Annotated in this window: 15 protein-coding genes; 5 read left to right on the plus strand and 10 right to left on the minus strand. The window is 56.4% G+C overall.

Translation table 11 applies throughout. The features are described from left to right. Positions 1 to 116: 116 nt before the first annotated feature. Positions 117 to 1,778 (minus strand): AMP-binding protein, encoded by a 1,662-nt coding sequence (locus ABGT88_RS13445; RefSeq protein WP_346702621.1) that lies wholly within the window; start codon positions 1,776 to 1,778, stop codon positions 117 to 119. Between the two features lie 148 nt (positions 1,779 to 1,926). Between ABGT88_RS13445 and mtaB the strand changes: the two genes are divergently transcribed. From mtaB to ABGT88_RS13460, 3 genes are read left to right on the plus strand one after another with little or no spacing between them, the layout of a single operon-like run. Further along, positions 1,927 to 3,246: a tRNA (N(6)-L-threonylcarbamoyladenosine(37)-C(2))-methylthiotransferase MtaB gene (mtaB, locus tag ABGT88_RS13450; RefSeq protein WP_346702623.1), complete on the plus strand. Its 1,320-nt coding sequence runs from the start codon at positions 1,927 to 1,929 to the stop codon at positions 3,244 to 3,246. A gap of 10 nt (positions 3,247 to 3,256) precedes the next feature. Further along, complete coding sequence (locus ABGT88_RS13455) at positions 3,257 to 4,168, plus strand: lysophospholipid acyltransferase family protein (protein ID WP_206422491.1); 912 nt, start codon at positions 3,257 to 3,259, stop codon at positions 4,166 to 4,168. Between the two features lies 1 nt (position 4,169). Continuing rightward, positions 4,170 to 5,165 carry a glycosyltransferase family 2 protein gene (locus tag ABGT88_RS13460; protein WP_346702626.1) on the plus strand — a complete coding sequence of 332 codons (996 nt, stop codon included), beginning with the start codon at positions 4,170 to 4,172 and terminating at the stop codon, positions 5,163 to 5,165. A 50-nt stretch (positions 5,166 to 5,215) separates the two neighbouring features. Here ABGT88_RS13460 and ABGT88_RS13465 read toward each other — a convergent pair whose 3' ends face one another. The 9 genes from ABGT88_RS13465 to ABGT88_RS13505 form a co-directional block, all read right to left on the minus strand. After that, positions 5,216 to 6,433, minus strand: coding sequence for an aminotransferase class V-fold PLP-dependent enzyme (locus ABGT88_RS13465; protein WP_087409265.1), 1,218 nt, complete (start codon positions 6,431 to 6,433; stop codon positions 5,216 to 5,218). A gap of 29 nt (positions 6,434 to 6,462) precedes the next feature. Then, positions 6,463 to 7,812 carry a Fe-S cluster assembly protein SufD gene (gene sufD, locus ABGT88_RS13470; RefSeq protein WP_346702628.1) on the minus strand — a complete coding sequence of 450 codons (1,350 nt, stop codon included), beginning with the start codon at positions 7,810 to 7,812 and terminating at the stop codon, positions 6,463 to 6,465. Positions 7,813 to 7,821: 9 nt separating this feature from the next. Further along, positions 7,822 to 8,577: a Fe-S cluster assembly ATPase SufC gene (gene sufC / locus ABGT88_RS13475; protein ID WP_346702630.1), complete on the minus strand. Its 756-nt coding sequence runs from the start codon at positions 8,575 to 8,577 to the stop codon at positions 7,822 to 7,824. A 72-nt stretch (positions 8,578 to 8,649) separates the two neighbouring features. Continuing rightward, positions 8,650 to 10,101, minus strand: a complete 1,452-nt coding sequence (sufB, locus tag ABGT88_RS13480; RefSeq protein ID WP_258326721.1) for a Fe-S cluster assembly protein SufB — start codon at positions 10,099 to 10,101, stop codon at positions 8,650 to 8,652. Between the two features lie 2 nt (positions 10,102 to 10,103). Next, positions 10,104 to 10,679, minus strand: a complete 576-nt coding sequence (locus ABGT88_RS13485) for a CvpA family protein (protein WP_300131358.1) — start codon at positions 10,677 to 10,679, stop codon at positions 10,104 to 10,106. A gap of 173 nt (positions 10,680 to 10,852) precedes the next feature. Continuing rightward, entirely contained in the window at positions 10,853 to 13,777 is a 2,925-nt protein-coding gene (gene infB, locus ABGT88_RS13490) for a translation initiation factor IF-2 (protein WP_346702633.1), read from the minus strand. A gap of 92 nt (positions 13,778 to 13,869) precedes the next feature. Then, on the minus strand, positions 13,870 to 15,123 hold the full coding sequence (gene nusA / locus ABGT88_RS13495) for a transcription termination factor NusA (protein WP_087409259.1): 1,254 nt from the start codon (positions 15,121 to 15,123) through the stop codon (positions 13,870 to 13,872). Position 15,124: 1 nt separating this feature from the next. Further along, on the minus strand, positions 15,125 to 15,592 hold the full coding sequence (gene rimP, locus ABGT88_RS13500) for a ribosome assembly cofactor RimP (RefSeq protein ID WP_087409258.1): 468 nt from the start codon (positions 15,590 to 15,592) through the stop codon (positions 15,125 to 15,127). A 175-nt stretch (positions 15,593 to 15,767) separates the two neighbouring features. Next, positions 15,768 to 16,478, minus strand: a complete 711-nt coding sequence (locus ABGT88_RS13505; RefSeq protein ID WP_346702635.1) for a YgjP-like metallopeptidase domain-containing protein — start codon at positions 16,476 to 16,478, stop codon at positions 15,768 to 15,770. A gap of 434 nt (positions 16,479 to 16,912) precedes the next feature. Between ABGT88_RS13505 and ABGT88_RS13510 the strand changes: the two genes are divergently transcribed. Together ABGT88_RS13510 and ABGT88_RS13515 are read left to right on the plus strand one after the other, a co-directional pair. Further along, positions 16,913 to 17,239, plus strand: a complete 327-nt coding sequence (locus ABGT88_RS13510; RefSeq protein ID WP_087409256.1) for a PadR family transcriptional regulator — start codon at positions 16,913 to 16,915, stop codon at positions 17,237 to 17,239. A 15-nt stretch (positions 17,240 to 17,254) separates the two neighbouring features. Next, the gene (locus ABGT88_RS13515; protein ID WP_346702637.1) at positions 17,255 to 18,328 is read left to right on the plus strand and encodes a PspC domain-containing protein; all 1,074 of its coding nucleotides are present in this window, start codon (positions 17,255 to 17,257) and stop codon (positions 18,326 to 18,328) included. Positions 18,329 to 18,419 lie beyond the last annotated feature (91 nt).

The following is an 18,419-nucleotide window of genomic DNA, read 5'->3' on the forward strand; positions in this document are numbered from 1 at the left end:
TTTTTTTGCTTCAAAAACGCTACAAAGGTATACATTCTTTTTATATGTTGTACTCCTAATCTTATTTTTTTTTCAGAATATTTTGATTTTTCTGGGAAAAATCAACCCCAAAAAACTCAATTATCATATAAATAGCGTTTTATGCTTCGCTTCGGGGTCTTTTCAAACTCATTCGGATAGAGTTGGATACGGGTTATTTGCTCATAGGGAGCCAACATCTTGTTCAGGTTGCACCGCACCTCCTCCATGGTCATGGGCAAATCGTGATTCGAAACGCCGTAACTGTCCATCGCCTCGTAGTCGGGACAGACGAGAGCCACCAGTTTGCCATTACGTTCGACCACCAGGCTCTCCATCACGAAAGGCATGTTGTTCAACTTGGCCTCAATCTCCTCGGGATAGATGTTCTGGCCGTTCGAGGTGAGAATCATCGTCTTACTGCGCCCCTTGATGTAGATGGTACCGTCGGGGGTCATGGTTCCCATGTCGCCGGTGTGCAGCCAACCCTCTTCGTCGAGCACGGCTTTGGTGGCCTCTTCGTTTTTGTAGTAACCCTTCATCACATGTTCGCCCCGCACACAGATTTCGCCCGGGATATTCTCGGGGTCGAGCGAGTCGATTTTGGTCTCGACATAGCCGAAGAGCGTGCGGCCGGCCGAACCGGGACGGAACTCACGGTGCGACGTGTAGCTCACCAGCGGAGCACACTCGGTCATGCCATAACCCACGGTAAAGGGGAATTTGATTTTGTGCAGAAACTCCTCGACCTCACGATTGATGGGAGCACCACCCACAATCACCTCTTCGAAGCGGCCGCCGAAGGCATCGATCAGTTTCTTGCGCACCTGCCCGTAGATACGGGTGTCGAGAATGGGAATATTCAAGGCCCAACGCATGGGCGTCTTGTTGAGCAAGGGTTGTATCTGTTTCTTGTAAATCTTCTCGAGAATCAGCGGCACGCAAATAATGAGATTGGGCCGCACCTCCCCGAGCGCCTTCAACAGGATTTTGGGCGAAGGAATCTTACCCAGCAGCGTGATGTGCGTACCCACGGCCAGCGGCGTGAGCAGGTCGAAGGCACACCCGTAGGCATGGGCCAACGGCAGGAACGAGATGCACTTACTCCCCTTGTAGTGCAGGTGCGAACGCACGCCGAACATCACATTGCCCGCCAGGTTGTTGCCCGTGAGCATCACCCCTTTGCTGAAACCCGTGGTTCCCGAGGTGTAGTTGATCAGTATCACCTTGTCGTTGTCGAGGTCGGCATAGCGGATGTCCGACCGGCTGAAGCCGTTGGGATAGGTATTTTTGAACCGGCGCTTCATGTCGCGCAGGCACCGGGCTATCTCTTCGCCGTCGCGCTGTACGAGGCACGAGAAGTCTTGCAGCGAAATGGCGGCACGCACCTCGGGCAACTTCTCCATCTCGATATTCTCCCAGATGTTTTCGCCCACAAAGAGCATCACCGAGTCGGAGTGGTTGATAATGTGGTGTATATCGTGCGGATTGAACTCCTGCAGAATGGGTACCAGTATGGCGCCATAGGTAACCGTAGCCATGAAGGCGATGCACCAGTTGGGGGTGTTTTTCCCCACGAGAGCGATTTTGTCGCCCCGTCTGATTTGGCAATGGCGGAAAAGAATGTGCAGCTTGGCGATTTCGCGCGCCATATCCTGATAGGTATATGTGCGCTGTTCGTTATAGTCGGTCAACGCAGGTAAGTCCCAGTTTTCCCGAAAGCTCGACTCATATATCTTGATGAAATTTTCAGAAATCATATCCCGAATTTAATTAGTTCGGTAGCAAATATACGACTTTGTTTGTAAAATCATTCATTCTTATACAACTATTAGAATAGAGGGGCTACACATTTTTAAATGAAATGAGTAACTTTGTCGCCTATATTGGCATTTCGACCCACCGATTATGATAGACGTCAACACATTCAAGAATAAGACCGCAGCCTACTACACACTGGGCTGCAAACTCAACTTTGCCGAAACTTCCACCATCGGGAAGACCCTCGAGGCTCACGGCATTCGCAAGGCACGACCCGGCGAAAAGGCCGACATCTGCGTAATCAACACCTGCTCGGTGACCGAACTGGCCGACAAGAAATGCCGGCAGACCATCCGTCGCATCGCCCGGCAACACCCGCAGGCCTTTATCGTGGTGACCGGCTGCTATGCGCAGCTCAAACCCGACGAGATTGCCCACATCCCCGACGTGGACCTGATTCTGGGTGCCGAACAGAAGCTCGACATCCTGCAATACCTGGGCGACCTGCACAAGCGGCAGGAGGTGGGCGAGGTGATTACCACCCCTACCCGCGACATCCGCAAGTTCTCGCCCTCGTGTTCGCGGGGCGACCGCACCCGCTACTTCCTCAAGGTACAGGACGGCTGCGACTACTTCTGCACCTACTGCACCATACCCTTTGCCCGGGGCCGGAGCCGCAGCGGCACCATCGAGCAGCTCACCGCACAGGCTCGCGAAGTGGCTGCCGCCGGGGGTAAGGAGATTGTCATCACGGGGGTGAACATCGGCGACTTCGGCAAACAGACGGGCGAGACCTTCCTCGACCTCATCCGCTCGCTCGACCAGGTCGAGGGCATCGCGCACTACCGCATCTCCTCGATTGAGCCCAACCTGCTCACCGACGAGATTATCGCCTTCGTAGCCCAGTCGCAGCGGTTTGCCCCACACTTCCACATACCCCTGCAATCGGGCAGCGACACGGTGCTGAAGCTGATGCACCGTCACTACGACACGGCTCTCTTCGCCCACAAGATAGAGACCATACGCCGTCTCATTCCCGATGCCTTCATCGGGGTCGACCTCATCACCGGCGTACGGGGCGAGACCGAAGAGCTGTTCGAGGAGAGCCGCCGGTTTGTCGAGGGGCTCGACATTTCGCAGCTGCACGTCTTCACCTACTCCGAGCGACCGGGTACCCAGGCCTTGAAGATAGAGCCAGTCGTGCCCATACCCGAGCGGCACGAGCGTTGCCGCCGCATGCTCGAGATTTCGGAGCGGAAACTGCACGATTTCTATACCCGGTTCCAGGGCACCACGCGCCCCGTACTGTTCGAGCAACCGCGCAAGGGTGCCCCCATGCACGGCTTCACCGACAACTACATACGGGTAGAGATGCCCTACCGCAAGGAGTGGGTCAACACCTGCCGGCCCGTGCGGCTGGGCGATTTCAACGAGGCCGGCGACGCCCTCATCGCCACCGAGATTTAAACCGAGCGACATGAAAAAAGAGACTTTGCAAAATATCATCTACTCGCCGCTGTACCTCTGGTTCAAGCTGCACGCCCTGCTGCCCATGCGGGTGCTCTACCTGCTGGCCGACCTGCTCTACTACCCGCTCTACTATGTGGTGCACTACCGCCGCCGGCTGGTGCTGGAGAACATGCGCAACGCCTTCCCCGACAAGAGCGAGCAGGAGCTGATACGGCTCGAGAAGAAATTCTACCGCCACTTCTGCGACTACATCGTAGAGACCATCAAGCTCCTGCACATCTCCGACGAGGAGATGCGCCGCCGCATGGTCTTCGAACAGACCGACATCATCGACCGCCTCTTCGACCAGAACCGCTCCATCATCATCCTGCTGGGCCACTTCGGCAACTGGGAGTGGGTACCCTCGGTCACGCTGTGGATACACCACCCCGAGGCCATCTCGGGCCAGATATACCGGCCACTGAAAAACGAGTGGTTCGACCGCTTCTTCCTGAAGCTACGCTCGCGTTTCGGCACCATCTGCATCGCCAAGAAAGAGTCGCTGCGGGCCATCTTGCAGATGAAGCGCTCGGGACGCCCCTCGATTACAGGGTTCATGTCGGACCAGACGCCGTCGCCGGCCAACATCCACCATTGGGCCCGGTTCCTTTCGCAAGACTCGCCCGTGCTCACCGGCTACGAAAAGATTGCCCGCAAAACCGACTTTGCCGTGCTCTATTTCGATGTCGAAGTGGTAAAACGCGGGTACTACAAAGCGACCATCCGCGAGGTGGCCCTGCACCCCAACGAGCTGCCCGAGTTCGAAATCACCGACCGCTATACCGCCCTGATGGAGAAGACCATCCTGCGCAACCCCTGGGCCTGGCTGTGGACCCACAAACGCTGGAAATACAAACACGAAGATTTCCCCAATACCTGATATGAAAAAGAAAGTCGCCGTCGTCATACTCAACTGGAACGGAGCCGCCCTGCTGCAACGCTTCCTCCCCTCGGTGTGTGCCCACACGCCGGCCCATCTGGCCGACATCGTGGTGGCCGACAACGGCTCGACCGACAACTCGGTCGAACTCCTCACCCGCGAATTTCCCCAGGTGCTCCTGCTGCCCTTCCCCCGCAACTACGGTTTTGCCGAGGGGTACAACCGGGCTCTCGACGAACTGGACTACGAATATGCAGTGCTGCTCAACTCCGACGTGGAGGTGACGGCCCACTGGCTCGAGCCGCTGCTCGAGTTTGTCGAGAGTCACCCCGACGTGGCTGCCTGCCAGCCCAAAATACGGTCGCTACGAGAACCCGAGAAATTCGAATATGCCGGAGCCGCCGGCGGATTCATCGACCGCTACGGCTATCCCTTCTGCCGCGGGCGCCTCTTCGGGACCCTCGAGACCGACTGCGGGCAGTACGACGACCCGCTCGACATCTTCTGGGCCAGCGGTGCCGCCCTCTTCGTGCGCACCGCCGTCTACCGCGAGGTGGGTGGTCTCGACCCCGGTTTCTTTGCCCACATGGAGGAGATAGACCTCTGCTGGCGCATCCACCTGGCGGGCTATCGCATAGCCGTCGTGCCGCAAAGCCGGGTGCACCACCAGGGCGGGGCCTCGCTCGATGCGGCCAATCCGCAGAAGACCTACCTCAACTTCCGCAACAACCTGCTCATGCTCCACAAGAACCTGCCCCGACAGGAGGGGAAAAAGGTGCTGTTCATCCGCCGGCTCTACGACACGCTGGCTTTCACCCGGTTCGTTGCCCTGGGACAGATACCTCATGCCCGCGCCATTCTGAAAGCACACAACGACTTCCGCAAGATGCGCAAGCAATACACCCGTCACCCCCAGGAGAACCTGTTGAACACCTTCCCCGAAGCCCGGCGAAACATCACGATGGAGTACTTCCTGAAGGGCAAAAAAAAATTCTGAGGCAACCGTCGGCCGCCTCAGAATGCTGCTATTGCAAGTGAATATTTTCGTTATCGAAACATCTGTACTACCCGTTTCAAGGCGGCGATGAAGGCGTCGGCCTCGGCCTGGGTATTGTACACGGCAAACGACACCCGCACCGTGCCCTCGATACCGAGCGAGGTCATCAGCGGCTGGGCACAGTGGTGACCCGTGCGGACGGCAACACCCAGCTTGTCGAGCAACATGCCCATGTCGTAGTGGTGGATACCGTCGACCAGAAACGAGATGACCGAACTCTTGTGCGGCGAGGTGCCGAAGATACGCATCCCCTCGATTTGCTCCATCTGCGCGGTGGTGTAGCGCAACAACTCGTTTTCGTGAGCGGCGATAGCCTCCAGCCCGATGCTGTCGACATAGTCGAGCGCCGAGGCAAAAGCGGCCGTACCCACATAGTCGGGCGTACCGGCCTCGAACTTGAAGGGCAGTTCGCCGAAGGTCGTCCCCGAGAAGTCGACATGCGCAATCATCTCGCCACCTCCCTGATAGGGAGGTATGGCATCGAGCCACTTCTCCTTGCCATAGAGGATACCTATCCCCGTGGGACCATATACCTTATGAGCCGAGAAGGCGTAGAAATCGGCATCGAGCTCCTGCACGTTCACCCGCAGGTGAGGGATGGCCTGAGCCCCGTCGACCAACACCGGCACCCCTTGTGCATGGGCGTAGGCAATCATCTCGCGCACCGGGTTGATGGTGCCCAGCACGTTGGAGACGTGAGCCACACACACCAACCGCGTGTGCTCGTTGAAGAGCTGCTTGTAGACCTCGAGTTCGAGTTCGCCCCGCTCGTTGATGGGGACCACCTGCAACTTGATTTTGCGGCGGCGCTGCAAGAGCTGCCACGGCACAATATCGGCATGGTGCTCCATGACGGTGAGAATCACCTCGTCGCCGTCGTGCAGAAACTCGTCGCCAAACGACGAGGCCACCAGATTGATGGCTTCGGTCGTGCCCCGCGTAAAGACAATTTCGGCGGGCGAAGCGGCCCCGATAAACTGCTGCACCCGGCGACGGGCCGCCTCGTGGGCATCGGTAGCCTCCTGGCTGAGGGTATGCACCCCACGATGCACGTTGGCATTCACCCGATAGTAGGTATCGGCAATGTGGTCGACCACGCAGCGGGGGGTCTGCGAGGTGGCGGCGTTGTCCAGATAGATGAGCGGACGGCCCGACACCTCACGTTTCAGAATGGGAAAATCGGCTCTTATCTTCTCAATATCCAACATAGTGGAACTCCTTTCTTCTTTTCTTCATGTTAACGGCAGGCCTGACAACCCGAACATTTGGCCAGCTCGCCGCGGAACCGCTTCTCGACCAACTGGCGCAAGCGATCCTTGAGGGCGTCGAGACGCACCTGCTCGATGACATCGTTGGTAAAGGCAAACATCAGCAGCATGCGGGCCTCGGCCTCGGTGATACCGCGCGACCGCATGTAGAACAGGGCGTTCTGGTCGAGCTGCCCGATGGTGGCTCCGTGGCTGCACTTCACGTCGTCGGCATAAATCTCGAGTTGCGGCTTGGTGTACATCTTGGCCAGCGGCGAGGCACACAGGTTCTTGTTACCCTGATAGGCCTCGGTCTTCTGGGCTCCGTGGCGCACCAGAATACGGCCGCAGAACGACCCGCGGGCCGAGTCGTTAAGCACATATTTGAACAGCTCGTTGCTGTGGCAATGCGAAACGGCGTGGTCGATATAAGTATAAGTGTCGACCGACTGCTCCTTGTCGACGATGCCCATGCCGCAGAGCGACAGTTCGGCGTGCTCGCCGTCGAAGGTCGAGTAGTAGTTGCTGCGGGTCACCCCGTTGTGCAACACGATGCCGTTGACCAGCACATTCGACCGGGCCCCCTGGCGCACAAACACCGAGGCCACCTTGGCCGTATTCTCCGACGACTCTTCCATGTCGTAGTAGTCGAACACGGCATCGTCGTCGACAAATATCTCGCACACCTGCGAGGCGAGGAAACGCACCGACGACTCGTCGGAGTGGTCGCACACCAGCAGTTTGGCCTGGGCACCCTTGCCTACGACAATGAGCAACCGGCGGTTGACCATGAAGTCGACGTTACCCCGCAGTATATTCACCAGCTGGATGGGCTTCTCGACCACCACCCCGTCGGGGATATAGAGGAAGAATCCGTCCTGGGCAAAGGCGGTGTTGAGCGCCACCGTGCCGTCGCGTTTCATGTCGGCGGCCTTCCCGTAGTAGCGGGCTACCAGTTGCGGGTATTGCCGGGCCATCTCGCACAAGCTGCCGGCCACGACCCCCTCGGGCAACTTGGCCGCAGCGGGCTGTGCCTGGGTGTAGAAGGTATCGTTCACGACAAAGTAGAGCAACGTGCTCAGGTTGGGCACATCGCAACGGAACACCTCGTAGGGATTGATTTCGATATTGACCCGGCCCAGGTTCAACCCGTAGTCGGGAGCGTAGAGAGACTCGATGTCGGTGCGGCGATACTCCTCGTCCTTGAGCGTGGGCAACCCCTTGCTCTCGAGCAGAGCCATCGCCTCGTCGCGCAAGGCATTCATCACCGGCGACGAATGGCCCGCAATCAAGTCCTTCTGCGAATGGTATAAATCTATATATTGCTGTACTGCACTCATAACGGTCTCTTAAATTTCGCCCAACTCTTTTTTAATCCAGTCATATCCGCGCTCCTCGAGCTCCAGGGCCAGTTCGGGCCCGCCCGACTTCACGATGCGGCCCTTGTAGAGCACGTGTACGAAATCGGGAGCGATGTAGTCGAGCAACCGTTGGTAGTGGGTGATGACGATAGTGGCATTCTTCTCGCTCTTGAGTTTGTTCACACCCCCGGCCACGATGCGCAGGGCATCGATGTCGAGACCGCTGTCGGTCTCGTCGAGAATCGAGAGGCGGGGCTCCAGCATGGCCATCTGGAAAATCTCGTTGCGTTTCTTCTCACCGCCCGAGAAACCCTCGTTGACCGAGCGGCTGGCCAGCTTGTTGTCGAGCTCGACAATCGCCCGTTTCTCGCGCATGAGTTTCAGGAAGTCGGTAGCCGAGAGGGACTCGAGTCCGCGATACTTGCGCTGCTCGTTCACCGCCGTACGCATGAAGTTGACCATGCTCACACCCGGGATTTCGACCGGATACTGGAAACTGAGGAAGAGCCCTTCGTGCGAACGGTCTTCGGGCGAGAGGGCCAACAGGTCCTTGCCGTAGAACTCGACCGAACCGCGAGTCACCTCATAGGCGGGATTTCCGGTCAGTACGGCCGAGAGCGTGCTCTTGCCCGAACCGTTGGGACCCATAATGGCATGCACCTCGCCCGGTTTCACCACGAGGTCGATGCCTTTCAATATCTCTTTGCCATTGATACTGGCATGCAAGTCTGTAATCTTCAACATAGATATCTGGTTTTATTTTTTTTCTGTTTTACTATTCGGCCGCAGCCTGTCGCCGATGTGGGGTACGGCAGTTTATCCTACCGAACCCTCGAGCGAAATCTGCAGCAGTTTCTGAGCCTCTACGGCAAACTCCATGGGCAACTTGTTCATCACCTCCTTGGCATACCCGTTGACGATAAGGCCCACGGCATCTTCAGTAGGGATACCCCGCTGGTTGCAATAGAATATCTGGTCTTCGTTGATTTTCGAGGTGGTTGCCTCGTGCTCGACGATGGCCGTATCGTTCTGAATATCCATATAGGGGAAGGTGTGTGCCCCGCAATCGGAGCTGAGCAGCAGGCTGTCGCACTGGGTGAAGTTGCGGGCGTTCTCGGCACCGGGCAGCACCTTTACCAGACCGCGGTAGCTGTTCTGGCTGCGACCGGCCGAGATACCTTTCGAGACGATGGTACTGCGGGTATTCTTGCCGATGTGTATCATCTTGGTACCCGTGTCGGCCTGCTGGTAGTTGTTGGTCACGGCCACCGAGTAGAACTCGCCCACCGAGTGGTCGCCGGCCAGCACGCAGCTGGGGTACTTCCAGGTAATGGCCGAGCCAGTCTCGACCTGGGTCCACGACAGTTTCGAGTGGTCGCCCTTGCACATGCCGCGCTTGGTCACGAAATTGTAGATACCGCCTTTGCCCTCCTTGTCGCCTGGATACCAGTTCTGTACGGTCGAGTATTTCACCTCGGCCCGGTCGTGCACCACAATCTCGACGATGGCGGCGTGCAGTTGGTTCTCGTCGCGCATGGGGGCGGTACACCCTTCGAGGTAGCTCACATAGCTGTCGTCGTCGGCCACGATGAGCGTGCGCTCGAACTGGCCGGTGTTGGCCGCGTTGATGCGGAAGTAGGTCGAAAGCTCCATGGGACAGCGCACCCCCTTGGGGATGTAGACAAACGAACCGTCGCTAAAGACGGCCGAGTTGAGGGCGGCAAAGAAATTGTCGCGATACGACACGACCGACCCCAGGTAGCGTTTCACCAGGTCGGGGTAGTCTTTCACCGCCTCGCTGAACGAGCAGAAGATGACACCCAGCTCGGCCAGCTTCTCACGGAAGGTGGTGCGCACCGACACACTGTCCATCACGGCATCGACGGCCACACCCGAGAGCTTCATCTGCTCTTCGAGCGAGATGCCCAGCTTGTCGAAGGTCTTGCGCAACTCGGGGTCCACCTCTTCGAGGCTCTTGGGAGCCGCCTTGGTCTTGGGCGCAGCGTAGTAGCTGATGGCCTGATAGTCGATTTCGGGAATCGTCAGGTGAGCCCAGTGGGGCATCTCGAGGGTTTTCCAGTAGGCATACGCCTTGAGACGGAAGTCGAGCAGCCACTCGGGTTCGCCCTTCTTCTGCGAGATGTGGCGAATGATCTCCTCGCTCAAACCTTTGGGGATAATATCGGTTTCGATGTCGGTCACGAAACCGTATTTATACTCATTTGCGGTAACGTCGCTTAATATTTCATTCGGATTATCCTGTTTCATTTTCAATCGGCTTTACAATTTTCACAACAGAGATAGGAGTCGTCGCATATCGTACAAGGTGTTAACAACCGGAGGGCGGGTTTGTTTTCGGCCGAGAGCTGCTCCTGAGCTATGGCAAAAAGAGCCGGAGCAATGCGCAAGGCATATCCGTAGAGATGCGAGGTGGATACCTCGCGGGCCGGTAGCATTCGCACTTTGGGATCGATGATATGGACGAGATTCAACAGTATACTAAAGATAACCAGGTATTTGAGGGCACCAAACAGAGCTCCGGCCAAGCGGTCGAGCCACCCCAGCGCCACCTGCTGGGAGATGTGGTGGATGAGCCGCATCAACTGCAGGCAGATGAGATAGACCAGCAGGAAGAGCAGCGAGTAGGCGGCTATGCGGCTTACACCGGCAGGCAAGTCGAACATCTGTTGCAGCAACGAGGCAAACGAACCGCCGAACAACCGCGAGACCAACACACCCGCTACGAAGCCCCCCAACGAACCCAATTGGCGGAACACCCCCTTGATGAGTCCGTACAAGGCACCTATAAGGACAATCAGCACTATGATAAAATCGATATAGTTCATCGCTTCGGCTCGCGTTTGGTTAATGGTGCAAAATTACTTTTTTTATTTTGAATAGCAGAGTTTTCGGTCTTATTATCCGTTAAAGAGGGATAACACACATGAAGCGGGAAAACAAAGGCCGCCCCGTCTCCCGGAGCAGCCTTGTCTATTTCATTTGCCCTGGGCCTGACGGCTTACAGGGTTTTCTTCACTTCTACCTCTTCGTAGGCTTCGACGAGGTCGCCCACTTTCACATCGTTGTAGTTGGCAATGTTCAAACCACACTCAAAGCCGGTAGTCACCTCTTTGACATCGTCCTTGAAGCGTTTCAACGAGCCCAGGTCGCCGCTGTAAATAACGATACCGTCGCGAATCAACCGTATCTTGCTCGAGCGTTTGATCTTGCCCTCCTTCACGATACAGCCGGCTACCGTGCCCACCTTGGTGATGTGGTAGGTCTCGAGAACCTCGGCCGTACCCAGAATCTCTTCTTTGATTTCGGGCGACAACATACCCTCCATGGCAGCCTTCACCTCTTCGATGGCATCGTAGATGATCGAGTAGAGACGGATGTCTACGCCCTCTTTCTCGGCCAACCGGCGGGCGGCTACCGAGGGACGCACCTGGAAGCCGATGATGATGGCGTTGGAGGCGGCGGCCAGCGTAATATCCGACTCGGAGATTTGACCCACGGCCTTGTGCAGCACGTTGATCTGAATCTCGGGGGTGGAGAGTTTGATGAGCGAGTCGCTCAGAGCCTCGACCGAACCGTCTACGTCGCCCTTCACAACCAGGTTCAACTCCTGGAAGTTGCCTACGGCAATACGACGGCCTATGTCGTCGAGCGTAAGCAGCTTGTGGGTACGCAGGCCCAGCTCGCGTTGCAGTTGCTCACGCTTGTTGGCAATCTCGCGAGCCTCTTGCTCGGTATCCATCACGTGGAAGGTATCACCGGCCTGCGGGGCACCGTTCAAGCCCAGTATCTGTACCGGGGCCGACGGACCGGCCGACTCGATGCGGGCATTACGCTCGTTGAACATCGCCTTCACACGGCCGTGGTTGGTACCGGCCAGCACCACATCGCCCTTGTGCAGGGTTCCGTTCTGTACCAGCACGGTGGCTACATAGCCCCGGCCCTTGTCGAGGGTCGACTCGATAATCGTACCCGTGGCCTTGCGGTTGGGGTTGGCCTTCAGGTCGAGCAGTTCGGCCTCGAGCAGCACCTTCTCCATGAGTTCGTGCACTCCGGTACCCTTCTTGGCCGAAATCTCCTGCGACTGATATTTGCCGCCCCAGTCTTCGACCAGATAGTTCATATTGGCCAGCTCCTCCTTGATTTTGTCGGGGTTGGCATTGGGTTTATCGATTTTGTTGATAGCAAAGACAATGGGCACACCGGCAGCCGAAGCGTGGTTGATGGCCTCGACCGTCTGCGGCATCACGTTATCGTCGGCTGCCACGATGATGATGGCAATATCGGTCATCTGGGCACCGCGGGCACGCATGGCGGTGAAGGCTTCGTGACCCGGCGTATCGAGGAAGGTGATGCGACGGCCGTCGTCGAGCTTCACATTGTAGGCACCAATGTGCTGCGTGATACCACCGGCCTCGCCAGCAATCACGTTGGAGTTGCGGATGTAGTCGAGCAACGAAGTTTTACCGTGGTCTACGTGACCCATCACAGTAACTACCGGCGGACGCGACTGCAGGTCTTCCTCCTTGTCCTCCTCTTCGTGAATGGCTTCGACTACCTCGGCACTCACATACTCGGTCTTGAAACCAAACTCCTCGGCCACGATATTGATGGTCTCGGCATCGAGGCGCTGGTTGATCGACACCATCATGCCAATGCTCATGCAAGTAGCAATTACTTCGTTCACCGGCACATTCATCATCGAAGCCAGGTCGTTAGCCGTCACAAATTCGGTCAATTTCAATACCTTGCTTTCGGCCTCTTCCATTTCGGCGAGTTCGCGCTCGCGATTCGAGAAGGCCTCGCGTTTCTCCTTACGCCATTTGGCCGACTTCTTCTGCCCCTTGGTAGTCAGGCGGGCCAGCGTCTCCTTGATTTGTTTCTGAACGTCCTCTTCGCTCACTTCGGCTTTGATGGGACGTTGTTTCTGCTTATTCGGTTTGTTGCCGCCACCGTTGTTCTTACCGTTTCCGCCCCGGGCCGGCTGGTTGCCGCCCATCGACGAAATGCTCTTCGAGATGTCGACTTTCTCCTTGTTGATGCGTTGACGTTTACGACGTTCGCCGCCTTGCGAGTTGGCATCGTCGTTTCCGCCCGTAGCAGCCTTGTGAGCTTCCTGACGCTGTTTCTCCTTGTTCTCACGCTCTTTGCGTTTCTCCTCCTTGCTCTTTTTCTTCGGGCGAGTCTGCTGGTTCAACGCATCGAGGTCGATACGGCCTACCACATTGATGCTCGAGGTGAAGGCAGGACGACCCAGCGTAAAGACTTCGTCGTCGCGCTTTTCGACCGTTTCGGGAGATTCCTGGGCAGGAGCAGCGGGAGATTCCTGGGGTTTTGCCGGCGCGGCCGGAGCTTCGGCAGCCGGTGCGGGCTCGGGCTTTTGGGGCTCGGCGGGAGCAGCAGGCTGCACCGGTTGAGCCGGTTGCACAGGCTGAGCGGGCTTCTCGACCTGAGGCTTGGGAACCTCGGGGGCAGGAGTTGCCTCGCTCTTCTTCTCTTCGACCGGTTTCTCGGCAGGCTTGGGCTCCTCTTTCTTCTCGACAGGCGTCTCCCGAGGCTTGCTGTGGTCGGCCGACTTGGGTCGATTGAGGGCATCGAGATCAACATGGCCCACCACTTTGGGACGCTGCGGCTCGGGGATAACCGTTTTCACCTCTTTCGGCTCCTCTTTGACCGGAGCCGTTTCGGGTTCGGCCGAAGCCGCGGCTTTCGCTCTCTCCTTATGCCGCTCAAGGCTGATACTTTCCGACTCGAGTTTCAGACTTTTATCCTTACTGAACTCCTTAACGAGCAGGGCATACTGTTCGTCGGTTATCTTGGCGTTGGGGTTGGCCTCTACCGTGAAACCTTTCTTTTGAAGGAATTCGACAGCCGTCTGAATTCCCACATTCAAATCTCTTGCTACTTTATTTAACCTTATCGACATACTCAGTTTTAGTTTATAAATAATGGAAGAATGAAAAGGGGCCTTTCGCCCCAGGGGCGCGAGGCCGCACACCATGGCGGCCCCGAAGCGGATTATTCTTCAAACTCCGCTTTCAGGATAGAGAGCACCTCGTCTACGGTGTTCTCTTCGAGGTCTGCTTTTTCGATCAAGGTCTCACGCGGCAAGGCCAGCACACTCTTGGCCGTGGCGCAACCAATACCCTTCAGGGCCTCGATTACCCAGTCGTCGATCTCGTCTCTGAACTCGTCGAGGTAGATATCCTCCTCTTCATCCTCGTCGATGTCGCGATATACATCGATGTTGTAGCCGGTAAGCATGCAGGCCAGCTTGATATTCAAACCGCCCTTACCGATGGCCAGCGAAACCTCCTCGGGCTTGAGGAATACCTCGGCCTTCTTCTCCTCCTCGTTCAAGCGGATGGACGAGATTTTGGCAGGGCTCAGGGCACGCTGGATAAACAGCGAGGGGTTGGAGGTGTAGTTGATCACGTCGATATTCTCGTTGCGCAGTTCGCGCACGATACCGTGGATACGCGACCCCTTCACACCCACGCAGGCTCCTACGGGGTCGATGCGGTCGTCGTACGACTCGACGGCTATCTTGGCACGCTCGCCCGGGATGCGGGCAATGGCGCGGATAATGATGAGCCCGTCGTGAATCTCGGGCACCTCGAGTTCGAACAACCGGCGCAAGAAGTCGTTCGACGTACGCGAAACGATAATCTTGGGATTGTTGTTCTTGTTATCGACGTCGAGCACCACAGCCCGCACGGTCTCGCCCTTCCGGTAGAAGTCCGACGGAATCTGCTCGGTCTTCGGCAGCAGCAACTCATTGTTGTCGTCGTCGATGAGCAACATCTCTTTTTTCCAGATCTGGTAAACTTCGGCGCTTACCAGCTCGCCGATTTTATCCTTGTATTTGTTGTAAATGGCATCTTTCTGCAAATCGAGAATCTTCGAAGCCAGCGTCTGACGCAGGTTCAGAATGGCACGACGGCCGAACTTCTCGAAGTGAACCTCGTCGGTCATCTCCTCGCCCACCTCGAAGTCGGGGTCGGTCTTGCGGGCCTCCGAGAGCGATACCTGCAGGTTGCTGTCGGTCACGGCACCATCCTCCACGATTTCGCGGTTGCGCCATATCTCAAAATCGCCCTTGGTGGGGTTCACGATTATATCGAAATTTTCGTCGGTCCCGAACATCTTTGCCAACACATTCCGGAAAGATTCTTCCAGCACACTGATCATCGTGGTTATCTCGATGTTCTTCAACTCTTTGAACTCAGCAAAGGTATCGACCATGCTTACGGGTTCCTCTTTTTTTGCCATATTATTTAAATCTGATTAGATATTTTGTATATTTTACTTCGTCGTATCCCAGAACGATGTCTTCCTCCACCTCGACTTTGCGTTTGCTGGTTTCGCTCTTCACCTTCCGGGTTACCGTCACGACAAACCGGTCGGCATCGGCGCTCTTCAATACGCCGGTCAGCTTGCGGCCGTCTTTGGTCAGCACCTCGACCTCGTTGCCTATATTCTTCTTGTACTGCCCCAAGACCTTGAAGGGCGAAGTGATTCCGGCCGAGCCTACCTCCAGTTCATAATCCTCGACATCGCGATCGAGTTTCGATTCCAAAAAACGGTGCAGGGCCACACAGCGGTCTATATCTACCCCCTCTTCGTTATCAATCTCTACGGTCAATACGTTGTCGGGACTCACCTGTACATCGACCAGAAAACAGTCGGTACCGGCCAACCCCTCCTCGACCCATGTCGCTAACTCTTTTTTGTCTATCATAACGGTTATTGTAGTGAAAAAAACGAGGGGACATCATTGCCCCCTCTTCCATTCCTATCGCCACAAAGATAGTACAATATTATATAATACACAACTCTACCGGCCTGACAGCCCTCGAAATAGAATATTTCGCGCCTATAATTTAAATATTTTTTGCATTATATAATCTTATTTATTAGAACAAAAAGGTGAATGCCCGCAACTGTTTGCGCAGCGCAAGCTCTTCGCCGCCACAATATCGGTTACACAGCGCGTGAAACTGTGGCCCGTGATTCATCTGTTGTAAATGAGCCAGTTCGTGACAAATGACATAGTCGATCAACGGCTCGGGCAGGAACATGAGACAATACGACAACTGTATCGACTTGCTGCGGGTGCAGTGCCCCAATTTACGCCGGCCCCGCCCGATGGTCACCTCTCTCGGCGATGCGCCTACCCGACGGGCCACCTCGGCCAACCGACGAGGCAACACCTCCTGAGCCCGCCGGTACATGAGGCGGCAAACCCCGCGCGAGAGCTGCTGCCGCACCCGAGGCTCGTTCAGGTCGGTACCCGGCGGGCAGAGCACCTGCAAGGTAGTACCCTCGTATCGGAAGAGAATACGGTCGGGCAACCGACCGGACAACAGCTCGATATGACCGCCGTAGCAGGGAATGCGGTCGCCCACCGTGAGCTGCCGCCGTTGCTGCACCACCTCGCCCCGGACCATCAGCCGCCGCAGCCGCTCCCGATTCTCGTCGACAATCGTCTGCACCCGCCCCAGCGAGTATCCGGTCGGACAGGTAATCTGCATCACCCCCTCCTTCACGCGGAATATCAGACGTCGGGCCCTGCTGTCGGGCCGAACCTGTACCGTACCGAACTCTTCGTCGTCAAATGTCTCCATCGGAACAAATCTCCTTTTCCCGACAAAGATAGTGCAACGGCTATACCCAAACAATACATAGGGCGTTGCAAAAATACGAATGCCGCCTCCACCCCAAACCATCCCCCAACCATGCCATAAGGCCCCGCACAGGTTCACCCCCTCCTGCTACTTCTACCGACATACAATCCCAAACCGCACATAAACCGCCACAGAAATCCACCCCGGTCATACCCCTTACTCCCGGACCATTCGACCTCCAGCGACACATGAGCCACTGCCACCACCGGCCTTCCCCGCCCACCCTACCTCACTCCGCTCCCAATCCATCCATACCAAGCCGGCAAACACCCCTATACGTACTATTCAGTGTGTTAAAATATATTATTTTACAAGTACTATGTAATACAAGTTACCATACTATACCTATATTTGTGTCGTAAAAGGTACTAAGCATGAATACAGACAATGTAAAATCGCAGATGCGAAAAGGGATACTGGAATATTGCACGCTGCTCATCCTGCAAAAGCGGAGGGCCTACGTGTCGGATATTATCCAATCGCTCAAAGCCTCGAAGCTCATCGTGGTCGAAGGTACCCTCTACCCGCTGCTTACCCGGCTCAAGAACTCGGGGCTGCTCACCTACGTGTGGGAGGAGTCGACCCAGGGCCCTCCCCGCAAATACTACGAGCTTACCCCCGAAGGGGAACACTTCCTCCAGGAGCTCGACACCGCCTGGAACGAACTGAACCAGGTTGTCGCCCACATCAAAGAACAATAAAAACCAGACTGTCATATGAAAAAGACCGTAACCATCAATCTCGACAAGACCATCTTCAACATAGACGACGATGCCTACGAACTGCTCGAAGCCTATCTGCAATCGCTCAACGAGCACTTTGCCCACGAAGAGGGCGGACAGGAGATTCTGAACGACATCGAAAGCCGCATTGCCGAACTCTTCAAGGAGCGGCTGGGATTCGGCATGCAGGTGATTACCCGCCAGGAGGTGAACGAGGTAATTGCCATCATGGGGCGCCCCGACGAGATAGAGACTCCTCTCGAGAACGAAACTTCCGACGAAGGCGAAACCTCCGGGGAGGCCGCCCCGGCCTCGTCACCCGCCGATGAGAACAACGGCGGCAACACACCCGAACCCAATCGGCGCAGCCGCCGGCTCTACCGCGACCCCGACAACCGCGTACTGGGCGGTGTAGCCTCGGGTATTGCCTACTACATCGGGGTCGACGTAGTACTCGTGCGCGTCATTCTGGTTCTGCTGCTGCCTTTGTGGGCTTCGTCGATATGGATCTATCTGCTGTTGTGGATTTGCGTTCCCGAGGCCCGCACCACGGCTCAGAAGCTTGAGATGCGGGGCGAGACGCCCACCGTCGACAACATACGCCGTGCCGTCGAAGAGGAGCACACGAGCGGACAGTCGACCGGCAGCTCGCTGAGCAGCACGGCAGGCGAGATTTTCCGCAGCATATTCAAGATTTTCTTTATCGTCATCGGTGGCATCATTGCCCTCTCGATTATCGCGACACTGGTTGCCTGCATCGTCAGTCTGCTGGGTATCTTCGTTCTGGGCACCACAACCATCACCACACCATTCATCTCGATTTTCCCCGGAAACATCGAAGCCCTCAACGGCCACTGGGAACTGGTGCTGTTCACCGTCTCGCTGCTGCTCACCTTCGGGATACCTCTCTACGCCATCCTGCGGCTGGTACTGGGCTCCATCTTCCACTGGCAACCGCAATCGTCGGCCCTCAACATCACGCTGCTGGTGCTGTGGCTGCTCTCGCTGGCCGGACTCTTCTTTGCCACCTTCGTCGCCTTCCCCGAACACGCTTTGCTCGTCATATAACAATAGCTTCCAAAACACCCGAACGCCCCGGCAACCGGATTCAAACCGGCCGCTGGGGCGTTCGCTATTTCATTCGGTCGAAGATAATAAA

Source organism: Barnesiella sp. An22 (assembly GCF_963931395.1).
Lineage (GTDB): Bacteria > Bacteroidota > Bacteroidia > Bacteroidales > Barnesiellaceae > Barnesiella > Barnesiella merdigallinarum.